This is a genomic window from Vibrio sp. VP6 (genome assembly GCF_028823755.1).
Classification (GTDB): Bacteria; Pseudomonadota; Gammaproteobacteria; order Enterobacterales; family Vibrionaceae; genus Vibrio; species Vibrio parahaemolyticus.
This window is the reverse complement of record NZ_JAPEID010000002.1, coordinates 140,235-156,801: the sequence shown is the minus strand read 5'-3', so window position 1 is coordinate 156,801 and position 16,567 is coordinate 140,235. Positions and strand designations below refer to the sequence as shown.

Annotated in this window: 9 protein-coding genes and 1 pseudogene; 7 read left to right on the top strand and 3 right to left on the bottom strand. The window is 49.3% G+C overall.

Annotation, left to right across the window (positions count from 1 at the left end; all coding sequences use genetic code 11):
- Positions 1–5: 5 nt before the first annotated feature.
- Together OU793_RS01960 and OU793_RS01955 are read right to left on the bottom strand one after the other, a co-directional pair.
- Positions 6–1,838, bottom strand: a complete 1,833-nt coding sequence (locus OU793_RS01960; RefSeq protein WP_140103030.1) for an IucA/IucC family protein — start codon at positions 1,836–1,838, stop codon at positions 6–8.
- A pseudogene (locus tag OU793_RS01955) lies at positions 1,835–3,046 on the bottom strand (acetyl-CoA carboxylase biotin carboxylase subunit family protein). Before OU793_RS01955 ends, OU793_RS01960 begins: the two are co-directional and overlap by 4 nt.
- A 247-nt stretch (positions 3,047–3,293) precedes the next feature.
- Between OU793_RS01955 and OU793_RS01950 the strand changes: the two are divergent.
- The 6 genes from OU793_RS01950 to fecE all read left to right on the top strand — a co-directional run bounded on the left by OU793_RS01950 (position 3,294) and on the right by fecE (position 11,384).
- Positions 3,294–5,330 carry a TonB-dependent siderophore receptor gene (locus OU793_RS01950; RefSeq protein ID WP_140103028.1) on the top strand — a complete coding sequence of 679 codons (2,037 nt, stop codon included), beginning with the start codon at positions 3,294–3,296 and terminating at the stop codon, positions 5,328–5,330.
- A 122-nt stretch (positions 5,331–5,452) separates the two neighbouring features.
- Complete coding sequence (gene pvuA, locus OU793_RS01945) at positions 5,453–7,591, top strand: TonB-dependent siderophore vibrioferrin receptor PvuA (RefSeq protein ID WP_140103027.1); 2,139 nt, start codon at positions 5,453–5,455, stop codon at positions 7,589–7,591.
- A gap of 100 nt (positions 7,592–7,691) precedes the next feature.
- A complete protein-coding gene (locus tag OU793_RS01940; protein WP_140103026.1) occupies positions 7,692–8,615 on the top strand; it encodes a Fe(3+) dicitrate ABC transporter substrate-binding protein FecB in 924 nt (307 codons plus the stop codon).
- Entirely contained in the window at positions 8,612–9,649 is a 1,038-nt protein-coding gene (locus tag OU793_RS01935; protein WP_109885315.1) for an iron ABC transporter permease, read from the top strand. The genes OU793_RS01940 and OU793_RS01935 overlap by 4 nt, the downstream gene beginning before the upstream one ends.
- A complete protein-coding gene (locus tag OU793_RS01930) occupies positions 9,646–10,617 on the top strand; it encodes an iron ABC transporter permease (RefSeq protein ID WP_025504940.1) in 972 nt (323 codons plus the stop codon). The genes OU793_RS01935 and OU793_RS01930 overlap by 4 nt, the downstream gene beginning before the upstream one ends.
- Before the next feature lie 2 nt (positions 10,618–10,619).
- Entirely contained in the window at positions 10,620–11,384 is a 765-nt protein-coding gene (fecE, locus tag OU793_RS01925) for a Fe(3+) dicitrate ABC transporter ATP-binding protein FecE (protein ID WP_024702208.1), read from the top strand.
- A 118-nt stretch (positions 11,385–11,502) separates the two neighbouring features.
- Here fecE and OU793_RS01920 read toward each other — a convergent pair whose 3' ends face one another.
- Complete coding sequence (locus tag OU793_RS01920) at positions 11,503–13,389, bottom strand: methyl-accepting chemotaxis protein (RefSeq protein ID WP_140103025.1); 1,887 nt, start codon at positions 13,387–13,389, stop codon at positions 11,503–11,505.
- A gap of 415 nt (positions 13,390–13,804) precedes the next feature.
- Between OU793_RS01920 and OU793_RS01915 the strand changes: the two genes are divergently transcribed.
- Complete coding sequence (locus OU793_RS01915) at positions 13,805–16,552, top strand: pitrilysin family protein (protein ID WP_140103024.1); 2,748 nt, start codon at positions 13,805–13,807, stop codon at positions 16,550–16,552.
- Positions 16,553–16,567 lie beyond the last annotated feature (15 nt).

The following is a 16,567-nucleotide window of genomic DNA, read 5'->3' as shown; positions in this document are numbered from 1 at the left end:
ATCGTTTAACGTACGCTTTTTTTGATGGCTTCTAAGTAGGCGCGTTGCGCTTCTTCGCTAGAAAGCAGTAAGAAGTTCGGAGCCGACAAACCATAGAACTTATTGATGTCGCTCGCGCCAGAGGCTTCTTTCGAGAGCAAACTGCCAGAACTCAACAAGTACTTGGCGTATAAATCAGGCGCCTCTTGCAGTAACTCGCGTGCCAGTTTTATTTCTAACCCTTCGCCTTCCAATCGATTGATTTGCTCCGCAATGCTTTTGGCCACGATGGCGTAAAGCGATGCTGAAGAGGCAATGCCCTTCGCTGCCATGGCTTCTACAATCGCCGCGATATCCAGTTGTAATGTGATGGTGGTAAACATCTGACCGAGCGCCAATTCATTGTCGACTTTGATGCGTTGGTCGAGCAGTTCATCACAATTTACAGGAGTTGTTCCTGTGCCGTGTTTTTGGACAGCATGCTCCATTGCGAAGTTGAAGCGCTCAGGCCAAATTCGCGCCGCGTCGTTGTCTTTCATCGCGAGCGTCATTTTGCCCTGTTGATCAAATGCAACGATGGCGTTTTGCTGGTTGGACTCCAATGCAATGCCATAACGAAGCCACAAGGTGAGGTGCACTTGGCATAATAGGTCGACGTAATCTTGGAACCACGCCAGCGTATCTTGTTGATAGTACTGCTCCGCCAAATGTTCTAAGAACAAGCGGTCGTCAGGCATTGGGCTTGCCAGTGCGGCAACCGGAACTAACGCTTTGTCTTCGCAATGAGTAAGTGGGTACTCACGTACGATGTACGCGAAGGTTTTATCCTCACCGACGTGTCCACCGTGTTTTTCGTTGCAATGGAACAAGCGAGTGTTTAAGTCGATGTCCGTTTGCTCAAGGTGGCTGAGTAGGCGTTCAAACCAGTGGCCGTCATACAGTGTTGAAGGCTTGATTAAGCGAATGTTTTTCGTGCCTAGCGATCGCATGATCAGCGGAACTTTGATGTGAATATGCGGCGCGTCGTTGACTACCACAGTACGAACGGAAAGCGTTGGCGTCACGTCTAGGTACGTAAACGGCGCTTCTATCATGCCTTCGGGTAAGGCTTCTAAAGAGCGAAGGGTGAGCGGATGCGCAGGGAACAGTACGTGGCTCAGTGCAAAATCAGCAGGAAGCCCAACTTGTTCCATCGTCGGCCAGCAATCAGGTTGTTCGCTGGTTAATGTCACCAGTGATTTTTCAATCGCAATCCAATGCAGATCAAAGCTTTGTGCGAACTCGGGCGCGTACTTAGCAAGGTCTTCATCGCTCAGACCAAACTTCGCACGCGCAGTTGGATAGTACGGGTGGTCAAGGTAAGAAGCGATCTGGTCGGCAAGCAGTAGCTTTTTATGCCAAGAACCAAGCTCGGATATTGGTTGAGAAATGTGGTCGGCGTGGTGACGAAACGCTTGGTCACAGAGTGCTTTGTGTTTCTCTGCGCATTCCAGTTCTTGAAGATACCCCGCCAACAATTCGTGAGAGCTCTCATGCGCCAGTGTCGTTAGTAGCGCAATCCACTCTTGATAATGCTGCTGATGCTCGACTTGGCCATTACTCTCCACCCACCAACCTAGCGGCGCTTCGCCATTGGCTTGGCCGTAACACCAATGCTGCATGTAATACGTTGGCACAACAGGTAAATAGAGCGTGAAATCCGGATTATCAAAGGTTAGCCAGACTTGCTCGCCTTGAGGAACAATTACCCCTTTTGGTGCGGCGTTACTGAACTTGGCGTTCGATAAAATGCCAAACATGTCTTCGCGCAAGCAAGTATCGATCAATCGTTGGGTTAGGTATAAAGCGTTGTGATTCATGCTGCCACCTCGCGAGTCGGAGCTAGATTGAAATTGTTAAGCGCGTTCTGCAGTGCTTGGTCGAGGTTTCGCCCCGATGGCGAGACAATCGAAATTCGGGCGAGATAATCCTTGTTGGAATAACTCTGTTGGAAGAGTTCTCCTGCGGTTTTTAGTACCTGTTGCTGGGTGATGACATCGCCATCGTGTTGGATGAAGGAGGTCGAATCTCCATCAATCACACCACTGTGTTCCGCAACCACATAGTGCACGTGTGCTGAGCCATGAATTTGGTAATCGCCGTCCAATCTTCGGCCCAAATGCAGACCTAAAATTGTGCTAAACCAACCGAAGTGAGCGAGATTGTTGAGTAAGAATTCGCGACCATCTCCAATGCTGCGGTAGTTGATTTCCACCAGAACTGGGCCGTTTTCCGTGATGATAAATTCGCTGTGGCAAACTCCAAAACCAACGCCGAACGCTTTCAGTTGAGCCAAGCAAGCTTCTCGGTGAGCAATGCCGTTTGGTCCGTTCCAGTCTGCGGCTGTTTCGATAAAGTAAGGCGGTTCAGAGAGCGACACATCAAAACCGCCCACGGCGATAAGGCGCTCACCATCTCCTAAAGTTTCGAGCGTAACCAAAGGCCCTTGAAGGAATTGCTCCACCAGAATGGCGGCGCTTGGGTGTTTTTGCCAAAACGCATCGCACTATGCGTCCAGCTCGCTTTGGGAGTCACAGCGCTGCACATCCAAACTCGCCACGCCTTCTTTGGGTTTTGCTACGACAGGGAAGGCCATGCCTAATGCCACATTCGAATGGCGGTGCAGCAAACAGCTTTGTGTGTTGGGTAGGGCTTTTTCATTCAACACTTGTCGAGTTAAGTGTTTGTTTTTGGCCTTTAACGTGACAGACCAATCTTTGGCCGGTAGACCAAAAAATTGTGCGCAGATGGCGGTGGAAGTTTGTAAGTGATCACTATTGCTGAAAATAGCGTCGGGTTTTAACTCATTCTCAGTGATGGTTTCGATGATCTCCAAGGGATTGAAGACATCGCACTCTAGAATGGCATCCGGATTAAAGTGACTATCACGACTTGCCAGCTCTAAATGGCTGAGCTTGTGATCGGTGATAAGAACGACGTGGAGGTCCATCGCTTTAGCTGCAGGCACGAAGCCGTGAGTGACTGCATCATTAACGACATGACTTACGATAATCATCGTAGATTTCATGAGCTTTCCTAATTTTCTAACATTTCCTAACGTTGATACTGTCTGCTCACAGTCGGCTTCCAATGTGCCTCTCGCGAGGCTACGGGGCAGAAGGTTTGGTCTTTATTGTTATTGTGTTTGATTTTTTGTTGTTGCTTGTGTTTTTAGGGTAAATAAATATAGAGCATAAAATTAATATTGCAAATGTAAATAATATTTGTTCTTATTTCTATCCGTTGGCTTTATAACAACTAAACGGAATTATGGAATGAATAAATTATTGACCCTGACCCCTTTGGCGGTCGCGATTGGTTCTTCACTAGTGGCACCAAGCGCAGTGGCTTCAGAAGAGACAAACTCAACCCCATCGGCAACCGAAACCATTCAAGTCTACGGACATCAGTACGAAGGCTACGCTGAACACATGCCTCAATCGGGCACCAAAACGGACGTCGAGTGGCTTGATGTGCCGCAAGCGGTCTCGGTGGTGACCAAAACAGAAATGCAAGATCGCGGCGCGGTGCGCTTAGTGGATGCGTTAGATGGGGTCGCAGGGGTCAATAACACCTTGGGCGAAGGCAGCCGCGATCAGTTCATGATCCGTGGTTTTGATTCACTCAATGATATGTACCGTGACGGTATGCGAGACGACGGTACGTTGCAGTCTTACCGCAGCTTGGCGAACGTTGAGCGCGTTGAAATTGTGAAAGGCCCAGCAGGCGCGCTGTATGGCCGTGGCTCGGCAGGTGGCATCATCAACTTGGTGACGAAGCGCGCTAACGGAGAGAACTTCACCCACGTAAAAGGCAGTGTGGGCAGCAACAGCCAATATGTTGGTCAAGTCGACAGCTCAATGGCGTTTTCCGACAAGGTCAACGGACGTATTAACTTGGAATACCGTCAGGCCGATTCTTACGTCGATCATGTTGATTCGAACGATTTCTTCATCGCGCCGACCATTCGCGTGTTGCCAGCGGACGGTCACACGATTGATATTGACGTTGAATACGCCCATCAAGAATTAGTGCCATATCGTGGTGTGCCATCAAAAAATGGCAAGCCAGTTGATTTGCCAGTGAGTACTTACTTTGGTGGCACGAACGATTATCAGGAGTCGGACAGTCTTCGCGTTGCAGTGGACTACGAATGGCGTTTGAGTGATCAATGGGTATGGAACAACCGAGCGGCGTTCAACCATATCGAACTTGAGCAAAAAGGCACGCGTCAGGGCAAAGTGACGGGCAATGAAGTGTCTCAAACCGTGAATAACTTTGGCTACGACCCTCGTACTACAACCACTTTGCAATCTGAGCTGATTTGGGAAACCAACGACAATCAATTGATGTTGGGTGCGGATTTCAACCAAATTGATATCGACCTGACGTTGGCAAGTGATAAAACGCTTCCCCCGCAAAATATCTACAACCCAGTTGTGGGCCCAACACCCGATCCGGGCTTCAAACCATTCCGTGACAATACCACCACAACCACGGGTGTGTACGTGCAAGATGTGTACACGTGGGGCGACCTTTCTGTGATCGGTAATGTGCGTTACGACTCGATGGATCTCGAACAGCAAAAAGCGGGCGCAGGAAAGGAAAAATTGGACGATGACAAAGTCAGCTACCGCGCTGGTTTGGTATACCGCATCAATTACGACACCTCCGTTTACGCCAGTTTAGCGCGCTCTTGGCAGTTGCCGTACGCAGGCATCTACATCAATCCAAAGTTGGCGGAATTCTTCCATACAGACCTAAAAGAAGTGGGGGCGAAAGCGTACCTGCTGGATAACGCATTAATGTTGAATGCGGCACTGTTCCAGATCGACCAAGAGCAGCCACAAACCAACGTAGACGGCGATGTCATCGACAAAATTGAAGTACGTCACCAAGGCATTGAGCTAGAAGCTCGCGGCCAAATCACCAAACAGTGGGATATCTCTGTTGGTTACAGCTACTTGGACGCAGAAGACAAAGCCACAGGTAAAAAGCCGAATGATGTGTCAGACCACTTGTTCTCCCTTTGGAGCACTTACCAATTGGATGACAACTGGCGTTTGGGTGGCGGCGTGAAATACGTGGGCGACCGTTATGCAGGTAACGACGAAGCCGTCGCACTTGGCGATTACACCACGGTGGATTTGATGGCGGCGTACACCACTGGTCGTCACAAGATCCAAGCGAACGCTTACAACATTTTGGATGAGAAATACATTCTTGGCGCAACAAACGGCACGTCTGGCCTAAACCAGATTGGCTACGGCGCACCAGCCGAGTTCATGCTTAGCTACGGATACCAGTTCTAGGCTTGTTGTGCGTAGTTGGCGCACGTTAGCCGATTTTTTGCCTCTTATTGAGGATGTTTTAGCCCCGAGAGCCTACGGGAAATGTTTTGCCCGAGGCTCAATTTCTCGCAAAGGAGACCTTAATGTCTTACCAGAATTTGGATGGTAAAGTGCGTGTACGTGCTGGTTTGTCTACCACTTACAGTGTGCTCGCGATTGCTATCGCTTCTGCCACCTCCATGAGCGCAGTTGCCGCTCCTGCCGCAAAAAACGAAACCACCGTGATGGAAACGGTGGTTGTCACTGGCAGCGTGATTGGCAACTCTGACATTGAAGACGTCAAAGAGTACCCAGGTGCTCGTACCGTCATTACCCGTGATCAAATTGAGAAAACCGCAGCGGGTTCGATTGATAATGCGCTACAGCGCGTTCCGGGTATTAAAGTTCAGGATGAAAGCGGAACGGGCGTATTGCCTAACATTTCCGTACGTGGTTTGAAAGCAAGCCGCAGTGGTCATGCTCAGTTCTTGATGGATGGTGTGCCGCTAACGCTCGCGCCTTACGGTCATACTGGTCAGTCTATCTTCCCAGCAACGCTGTCGATGCTTGATCGTATTGACATTGTACGCGGTGGTGCCGCAGTGCAGTACGGCCCAAACAACGTCGGTGGTGTGATCAACCTAGTGACCAAACCGATTCCACACACTTGGCAAACTGAAATCAGCAACCGCCTTACCGTGTTTGACGGTGGTGATGCGCCGCTGAATGATTTTTACCTACGCACGGGTGGCTGGTTAAGCGACACATTCGCGCTGCAGTTGGAAGGTAACTTTCTAAAAGGCGAAAGCTTCCGTGAACATTCCGATACGGACGTGAAGAACTTTCAAGCTAAAGCACAGTGGCTACTGAGTGATACTCAAGAGATTCAAGCATTCCTGCAACGTTACGATGCTGAAACGCAAATGCCGGGCGCACTTTCGCCACAAGATTACGAGCAAGATCGTCATCAATCGAAACGTCCTTACGATGATTATGAAGGTAAGTCGACGCGCTGGAGTGTTAAGTACATCCACGATTTGCCATTTGCCGACAGTGCCGAGCTAGAAGTGCTCACGTTTGGTCACAAATCAGAGCGTCTTTTCAAGTGGGGCTTTAACAGTGCGGGTGGCCATTGGGCGGATCCGGCTCTGCCTGCGACGGACGTTCGTACCTCTCCACGTGAATTTACCGTGTACGGCATAGAGCCGAAAATGGCGATGTATTTTGGTGAAGGAAAATCCGTTACCCAAAACTGGATCGTGGGTACTCGTTATGTTAACGAAGACATTGACTACAAACTCACTCAGACTCCAATCGCTGGTGGCGCAACCAAAGTGCCGCGTGATTGGCATTTAGATACGGATGCGTTTGCTGGTTACGTCAGTAACGAGATTGGCTTGTTCAATGACACGTTGAAGGTAACTCCAGGGCTGCGTGTTGAATCGGTTCGCATGACGTTTACCGATCGCGGTAAAAAGCAAACGGCAGACAACAAGGTGACCGAATGGCTGCCGGGTTTGACGGTGGCATACAACGTGACCGATCAGTGGGTAACGTATGCGAACGCGCAAAAATCGCTTCGTGCGCCACAAATTGCCTACATCCGAGGCTTGGGTGAAGAAGGGAGCGAACTGGCTTGGAACTACGAAGTCGGCGCGCGTTACACCCAAGATGCGACCAGTTTTAACGCTGCACTTTATCGCATCGATTTTGAAGACCAACTGCAATGGCAAAGCTCAACGCAGACCTTCGATAACATCGGAAAAACACTTCACCAAGGTTTAGAACTTTCTGCTCGTTACGTGCCTGAAGTTCTACCTGCTCTGAGCTTGGGCGCAAGTTACAACTACCTCGATGCCACGCTTGAAGAAGAAGGTGCGAATAAAGGTAACCAGCTGCCTTACACCTCTAAACATCAACTTGGTTGGGATGCGACCTACGCGTTTTACGGCATGGACACCACTCTATCGGGTTTCTACTTCAGTGATTCGTATACCGATAACGCAAACACCAGTGCCGAAGACGTAACAGGTGCAACGGGCAAAGTGCCGTCTTACATGGTGTGGAACTTCAACTTAGGTACGGATTTATACAAAGACGACAAAGGCAAGTTACGCATGAATGTTGCGGTGAACAACTTGTTTGACGAGGAGTATTACTTCCGTGGGATTGATACCAGCCCAGTTGGTCGATACCCAGCTCCGGGACGCTCGTACACACTGGATCTGAACTATCAGTTTTAAGCGTTTCGTTCGCCGAGTTTGAAAAGAAAAGTCGCCAATTTACCTTGGCGACTTTGCCGATCTTAGGTAATGGAAAACTCTTAGCACTGGAAAAAGCAAGATGAAAAATAAAAAACAATTTACGATCAAACACTTTTCAACCGTTTTGCTGATGCTGTTGAGCTCAGTTTTTATGTCATTTAGCGCATTGTCTCAGGCGCGCAGCGTGCAAGATGAGCAAGGCACTTTTGAGCTAGAAGCGATACCTCAACGTATTGTGGTTTTGGAGTTTTCGTTTGTGGACGCTCTGGCGGCCGTCGATGTCTCACCGGTAGGCGTTGCCGATGACAACGATGCCATACGAGTCATCCCTGCTGTTCGTGCCAAGATCGAACCTTGGCAATCGGTCGGCATGCGCTCACAACCGAGTTTAGAGGCGATTGCGGTGCTCAAGCCTGATCTGATCATTGCCGATGTCGAACGTCATCGCGCTATTTATCAAGATTTGCAGCGAATTGCGCCAACTTTGCTATTAAAAAGTCGTGGTGAGACATATCAAGAAAACCTCGAATCTGCACAGAAAATCGGGGTTGCGATTGGCAAGCAAGCGCAAATGACACAACGCATTGAGCAGCACAAACAGACCATGGCAGAGTTCAAACAGCATTTTGCGACACAAGAAACCATTCAGTTTGGTGTGGTTTCTGACAAAGGGATGTGGTTGCATAGCCCGGTTTCTTACGCTGGTGGCGTTTTGAGTACACTAGGCATCCAAAGCCCGCTGGCTCCATCTGAGCGCAATGCGTATATCCCAACCAGCTTCGAACTTTTACTAAAAACCAACCCTGATTGGTTACTAGTTGGACTTTACTCTCAACCAAATATCGTGGATGAATGGCGAAAAAATCCATTATTTAAGTTGCTAACTGCGGCGAAAAAGCAGCAACTGGTCGAAGTCTCTCCGGAACTGTGGTCATTAAATCGCGGAATGTTGGCGGCGGAAGAAATTGCCAGCAACCTTGAAGCGTTATTGGGGCGCTCATGAGTGCGTCGATAATCTCAGAAAGCCCGTCTTCGGTTAGCAAATCGCATTGGAAAGCGAGCTTGTTTGTCTGTGCTATGGCGTTGTGTACGCTGTCAGGCTATACCGCCTCGATGATTGGCTGGTCTAACTTTTCCTTGAGTGGTAATGACCTGACAAGCTATTGGTTTGCGTTTGATGAGGGCAATATGCTGCATCAAATCCTCGCGACGTTGCGTGCTCCTCGCACCTATGCTGGGTTATTGATTGGTGCTTCTCTTGCGGTATCTGGCGTGCTGATGCAAGGGTTAACTCGCAACCCTTTGGCGTCGCCATCCATTCTCGGCATTAATGCTGGTGCGGCGTGTTTTATGGCCTTGGCCTCCATCGGCGCACCATTCTTTAGTCAATTGAACCCAATCATCAACGCAGTATTCGGCGCGCTACTAAGTGGTGGTGCGGTCATGTTGTTGGGTGGTTTTTTCTCCGCGCGTTCTCACCCATTGCGTTTAGTGCTAGCGGGCATTGCCATCAGTGCACTGCTGATAGGGTTAACTCGTGCGTCGGTAATTTTGGCGGATGACATGGCTTACAGCGTGTTGCATTGGTTAACGGGTTCACTCTCTGCGGTAGATTCTGAGCAGTGGCAGCAACTGTGGCCTTTTGCGACTTTAGGTTTGGTGCTCGCCATGGGCTTAGCGCGAAACTTAAATTTACTCGCGTTGGGGGACGAAGTTGCTGTTGGGCTAGGTGGTAACATTCGTCTTACGCGATTTATCAGTGGTTTAGCGGTTGTGCTGTTGGCAGGAACTAGCGTAGCGATTGCTGGGCCAATTGGCTTTGTCGGGTTGTTAGTGCCGCACTTGGTACGCCCGATTGTTGGTCACAACTATCACATTCTCATTCCGGTTTCCGCTTTGTGTGGCGCGGCATTGGTGACGTGGTCAGATGCTTTGTCACGCGCGATTGCCTTTCCGGCCGAAACGCCGGTGGGCGTGATTACCGCACTGTTGGGCACTCCTTGCTTTATCGCGATTGCAATGAGGAAATCATCATGATGAATCAAACCAAACTGATAGCACTGCTTGGGCTTTTGCTGATTGCGTCGTCTCTCACGCTGTTTGTTGGCGCGGCTAATCTGTCGGCTCAACAGGTTTTTGCATTGCTGTTTTCTTTCTCTGATTCGGACTTTGTGATTCACCAATATCGACTGCCGAGAATGTTGCTCGCCATTGGCGTGGGCGCTGGATTAGGGCTATCAGGCGTTTTAGTGCAAGGCGTCATCCGTAATCCACTTGCCTCCCCAGATTTGATGGGGATAAGCGCAGGGGCAGGGCTGGCGGCTACCGCTTGCTTGGTGTTGTATCCGAATGCGCCGGTGGCAATGTTGCCGATGGTCGCTATGGCGGGAGGCTTGCTTGCCGCAGGCTTTATTGCAGTGTTGGCTTATTGGTCGAAGCCAACGCCTGCGCGCTTGGCGCTGATTGGCGTTGCTGTCAGCGCGTTTTTAGCCAGCGGTATCGACTTTCTTCTGATTGTGCACCCTATCGAAATCAATACGGCGATGGTATGGCTAACGGGCAGTTTGTGGGGACGAAACTGGCAACAAGTGCCATTTATTTGGAGTGCTCTATTGCTGCTACTGCCATTGGCGTTTTGGCTGGCTTGGCGGTTAGATGTGATGGGGCTGGGAGAAGAAAGTGCCACTACACTTGGCACGAAACCAAGACAGATCCAAATTCTTGCGTTGATTGCAGCCGTGCTATTGGCGAGCATCAGCGTGTCTGTGGCAGGCACGATCAGCTTTGTTGGCCTGCTTGCGCCGCATCTTGCGCGTTTGCTGTTTGGTCACAATCACAAGTTATTGATTCCTGCTTCTGCAACCCTTGGCGCGCTGTTGGTGATTTGCGCCGATGGTCTAGCGAGAGGCTTACAGCCACCAATTGAGTTGCCAGCGGGTGTGCTGACTTCTGTTATTGGCGCACCATATTTCATTTTTCTTTTGTATCGTTATCGAGGTTGGTAAGCATGTTACGAACGCAGAACTTATCCGTCGCGTACGGCAAACAGACTATTATTCCGGATCTCTCTTTGTCGATTCCTCAAGGTAAAATTACCGCGCTTGTTGGCCCAAATGGTTGCGGTAAGTCGACACTATTAAAAACCTTGGTACGCATCAATAAACCAGCTTCTGGCCTAGTGTTGTATGACGACAAACCACTAAGCAGCTACGGTGATAAATGCTTGGCACGCTCGTTGTCTTTGCTGCCGCAGATTCTTGTCAGTCCTGAAGGTATTACAGTCAGAAAACTGGTCGAATATGGCCGCTCGCCTTATCTCTCTCATTGGGGTCGGTTAAGTCAACAAGACAAAGCGTTGGTCGAGCAAGCAATGCAAGATACTGGCGTGATTGAGTTTGCTGACAAGCCAGTTGAATCGTTGTCTGGCGGTCAAAGGCAAAGGGCGTGGATTGCGATGGTAATGGCGCAAGATACCGACGTAGTGATGCTTGATGAGCCAACCACTTACTTGGATCTCTCTCACCAAGTTGAGCTGATGAAACTCATGAGGCATATGAACGACAAAGGCAAAACAGTGGTCGTAGTGCTGCACGATCTAAACCAAGCGTGCCGTTACTGCGATCATTTGGTGGTGTTGGAAAAAGGTCAGTTAGTCACGCAGGGAACACCGCAAGAGGTACTGACAGAAGGCATGTTGGCATCGGTGTTTGATTTACAAGCGAGAGTATTTAACGATCCAATCTCAGGCACGCCGATGTGTGTGGCGGTGTAGGTCTTACGTCTTTCGAAAGCTATCTGCAGTTAAAACGCTGAGCCATAAAAACAAACCCCGTTAGCAACTCAGTTACTAGCGGGGTTTGTTGTTTTTAAGAGCGTTTCTAACGTGGCGCTTAAGCCAGTTTAAACGTTGCCACTTTCGAGTTGAGATCCTCGGCTTGCGATTTCAGCTCAGCAGATTGATTCATCGATTCTTCGGCTCCTATCACCAAGTGATCGGTCACATCTTTAATGGACGTGACGTTTTGTGTGATTTCATTGGTTACGTGCGTTTGCTCTTCGGCTGCGGTCGCGATTTGTGTTGCCATATCGCTGATCAGCGCAACGGCCGCGTTGATTTCATCCAGAGCCAGTGCTGCGCGATCAGCATCTGCTACCGAACCTTGCGCGAGCTGGGAGCTTTTATCCATGATGGTCACAGCGCGTTGTGTGGTTTGCTGCAAAGTCTCGATCGTCGAGCGAATCTCTTCGGTTGAGGTGTGTGTGCGTTGTGATAGCACGCGAACCTCGTCTGCAACTACGGCAAAACCGCGACCTTGTTCACCTGCACGCGCCGCTTCAATCGCCGCATTCAGAGCCAATAAGTTGGTTTGCTCTGCGATGTCTCGAATCGTTGATAGCACGGTTGAGATGTCTTGCGCGTGCTGGTTGAGCTCGCCGATGACAACGCTCGCTTGGTTGACTTCAGAAGACAAATTGTTGATGGACGACTTGGAGTTGATCACCAATTCATGACCATTTTGTGTGCTCGCTGAAGAGTCTTGAGCGGCTTTAGCCGTCTGCTCTGCATGCGCTGCAATCTCTTGCGTTGCCGATGCCATTTCAGTCACAGCGGTCGCCACCATAGTGATTTCTTGTTGCTGATGGTTCAGATCAGAAACCGACTGATTCGCGCGAGTCGTGCTCAGTTCTGATTGCTGGCTGAGTTCTTCCGCTTGGTGACGAATGTGACCTATAAGCTGCTGTAAACTTTCGACAAACTGGTTGAAGTTTTCAGCCAGCTCACCAACTTCGTCACGGTTTTCTACTTTGATGCGTTGAGTCAAGTCGCCGCTACCGTTAGCGATTTGCGAAAGCGCATTCGAAACGTTGTAGAGTGGGCGGAACAAGATGTTACATAGCAGGTTAAACAGCGCCACACAGATGATAACCACGATAGCCGTCGCGATAATTTGATCCCAAACGGCATCGTAAAGTGGTGCAACCAACGAGTTGTGATCCAACACCGTTACCGTCGTGAGCTTGGTGCCCTCAATTGGACGCGCATAAATCACATAATCGGTGCCGCTGATCGACACGCGACGTTCAGTGCCTGAGCGTGCAGCGTTGGTGATGTCGTTGTTGTTTAAGCCCAGTTTGCTAACCGGTTGGTTGAGGAGCTTGCTGTCGTTATGGGTGAAAATATTGCCCTGATCGTTGGCAATAAACATGTAGCCTTCACCCGGAAGGATCACTTGGTTGAGGCTGTTTAAAATATCTCCAATTTCGACATCTGCACCCAGTACAGTTGTTTGGCCGTGCAGTTGTAACGCCTTACCGAGCGACACCACATTCGCACCAGTTGCAGCAGCAACGGTCGGGTTATCCATAAAGACTTTCGATGGATTGGCAATGGCGTTGGTGTACCAGCCCCACTTGCGAGGGTCATTATTGCCTGGCGGTAAAATCACCCCATTGGCGTTGTCTTGTGAGCCGTCTGGGTAAGCGAGGAAGACGTTATCGAACGCGCCGGAATCTCGCACCTGCTTCAAGTGCGTCACGATGGCTCGTTTTTCTGACTCAGCAGAAAGGGAGGTGAGTGCTCGCTCTTTAGAGAGTAGCCAGTCACTTACGTACTGGTTGTATGACGCGCTGGTGCTTTCCAGACGCTGGGCAACTTCCGCATCCAACCGTTGTAACGAATCTCGAAAAGACAAGCCTTCGACTAACACGCCCCCAAGGATGATGGCAGCACTGGCCGAGATAGCCAGTTTATTCTTCAGTGATAAATTTTTGAACATAGCAGCGATTAATAGATTTTTTGTACCCATGCGGCGTTAAGTGTCGGGCTTAATGCCCATTTACCTAAAGCGCGGGGTAGTTTGTTATTGGTTATTTTCATTCGTACATGATTCGGCGTCGTCGCTGAAAAGCGGTTTTGACGCCGAAATCATCGATTGATTATATTTTACTGCTCAAAATAAATACTGGCGCTATGTCGCGAATTTGAGCTTTATAAGAAATAAGAACCTAATACGAGAGCGGTTTGTTTTATGTATTTGTAAAGTAAGGATTTGTCGCGTTTTGTAAATGATAATTGATTTCATTAAGTGGTGATATAGATCACACTTGAGCGGTAAATAATCCATTAAAAATGTGAAGGTCATGGAACGAGGATTATATTGATCGGCTTAATCATAGTTATGGGCAATAGTTATGCGCAGTATATTGTTAGTCCCCGCGTTATTGTTGTCAGGGTGTGCTCTGACACAACAATCCACGCCGATTCAGCCTGATGCCAACTGGCACGTTAATCAGCTATCCAATGGAATGAAATACCACATCTATCCAACTCAAGACCAAGAAGTTTCGGTTCGTTTGGTGATGCACATTGGTTCGTTCCAAGAAGAAGCCAATCAAAAAGGCTACGCTCACTTCGTTGAGCACATGGCATTTAATGGCAGCACGCATTTTACCGGCAACGACGTTGTTAAGCTTTTTGAGCAATCTGGCGGCAGTTTTGGCGCAGATATCAACGCGTTTACCACCTATCAGCAAACCTCCTATAAGCTTGACTTGGCCAATAACGATAAGCTTGAAGATGCCCTGACTTGGATGCGAGACATTGGCGACGGTTTAGAGTTCGCTCCAGCTCAAGTTGAAAAAGAGAAAGGTGTTGTCTTGGGTGAATGGCGACGCGCCAATCCAGATGATAAGTCGTTTTCAATGCACGCGTATGAGGCTTCGATTGAAGGAACGCCTTACGCCGAACATGATCCAATCGGTACTCGTGATGCAATTGAGAACGCGACGTCAAATGGGCTGAAAAACTTCTACGAGAAGTGGTATCAGCCGCAGTATGCCGAGCTGATCGTCACGGGCAATGTGGACGCTAAGTCGCTTGCTAACATCATCAAGAACAAGTTCTCGAACTGGGAAAGTACCTCAGATATCGCCATCGAAAAGCGTCGTGACATTCGACTCAATACTCAAGACGAAATTCTGCCAAGCAACTCGATGGAGTCACCAAGCTTGCATTTGGTGATTGAACGCGGCGCTCTTCGTCGCGAAACGGTTGAGCAGCAACACGCAGAATGGCGAGACGAAGTGGCCATTCAACTGATTCAACAGCGTTTGATCAGTCTTCTCAATGATGCCGCCGAACCTTACCAATACGTTTATGCGCAGCCTTACTACTCGAACTACCAACGGCTGATGTCGGCGGGTATCTCATTTTCGCCTGACCGCCGTGAACAAATGCACCAAATTTTCATCAGTGCGTTGACGTCACTTCGCGATTACGGCGTGACACAAGCTGAGCTAGAGAGCATCACATCTAACTGGTATGGCGAACTGGCAAATCTTGATTCTGATTGGAGCAAACGCAAGCCAAATAGTTACGCGGAAGCGCGTATTTTCCAATTGGAGCAAGACAGCGTAAGCCAATCGAAAGAGAGCTATGCGCAAAGCTTGGCAGCTTTTTTGGATAAAACGACGCTAGAGAGCGTAAACGCGCAGTTAAAAGAGCTGCTGTCTAATCAACCAAGCTTTGTGATTGGCATGGGCAAAAGTGAAACGCAAGCGCAATTTGCTGATGTATTCACTGCGCTTAACAGCGCCTACCTACAAGCTGGTGAAAAGCCTTCTGACATGAACGCCAAAGCAGAAGGCTTCCTGCAACCAGCAGAGGAAGGCAGCATCGTTAGTATGCGTCAAGCTCCGGGTGGTTTTCAGGTTTACACCTTATCAAACGGTGTGGATGTTTGGTTCCAAAAAGACGCAAAAGCTGGTGGCCGCGCTTACATCTACTTCACTAGCCAAGGGGGTAAAGCCGCTCTAGATAAATCGCTTTATCCAGCCTATGAACTGGCTGCCATGACCGCTGTTCGCAGTGGATTAGGAGAGTTTTCTGGCTCAGAGCTGGATGCCTACTTACGTACGAACAACATCGCTTTTGGTCCAATACTCGAGCCAACAATGCATGGCGTTCAGGTTACGACGCAAAAAAATCGTCTAGTTGAAGCTTTGAATGGCTTGTACAACCTTTCGACCGAAATCAAGGTTGATGAACGCCAGCTTGCCGCGGTGAAACAAGAGTTTAAGCAAGAGCGCAGCGCTTTCTTGGAATCGCCAATGGGTAAGCTTATCCAAGTAGCGAACACCAGTGCTTATACGCCGGATAGTCGTCATCGTTTACTGAGCAGTGATGGTGCCGATACCGTCACGCCAGAGCAGATTCTTGCGGTGCATGATCAACTGTTTAAAACCGACCACGGTTACAAAATGGTGATTGTTGCAGACGTTGAGCCTGAGCAAATTACGCCGCTTCTACGCAAATACGTGGCATCAATTAAGATGAAGCCGGGTAAAGCTGTAGATTATCGTGTGTCATTTAATGATGAGCTGCCAGCGCGCTCGGTCGTCACTGATGGTCACGAGCCTTCATCGTTTTACCTGCTGCGTTTTACCAACACCGACAAGTACAACCGTACGGCAAAAGACACGGTGACAGAAGACATTCTGGAGCGCATCAGTGCCGCACGAGTGCTGGAGACGTTCCGTGAAGAATCAAGCTTAGATTACAGCCCTAGCATTTATACGATGACGCAAGATGGTGAGCCGATTTCGGACTGGTTGTTTGAATCGCAGGTGGATCCAAAAGATGTGGGTTTGATGGATAAACTGTTGGATAAGGTTTTCGACGATCTCGCGACCAACATTACCCAGAAAGAAGTCGACACTGCGGCCAAGCAGCTTGCTGTCGCGATGCAAGGATTGGGTGACAACCCTGGTTCTCGCGCTTGGGTTTACAGCCGCTACCTCGCGCACGACTACGGATTGGATGTTGTGCTGGATGTGGAGAAAGCCGCGAAGAGCGTAACACTAGAAGAAGTGAAAGCACGTGCGGCATCGGCGTTTGGTCCGAATGCCAAGCGTTCTGCGCTGATTCTCAATCCGATGTAAAACCAGACATTGGAT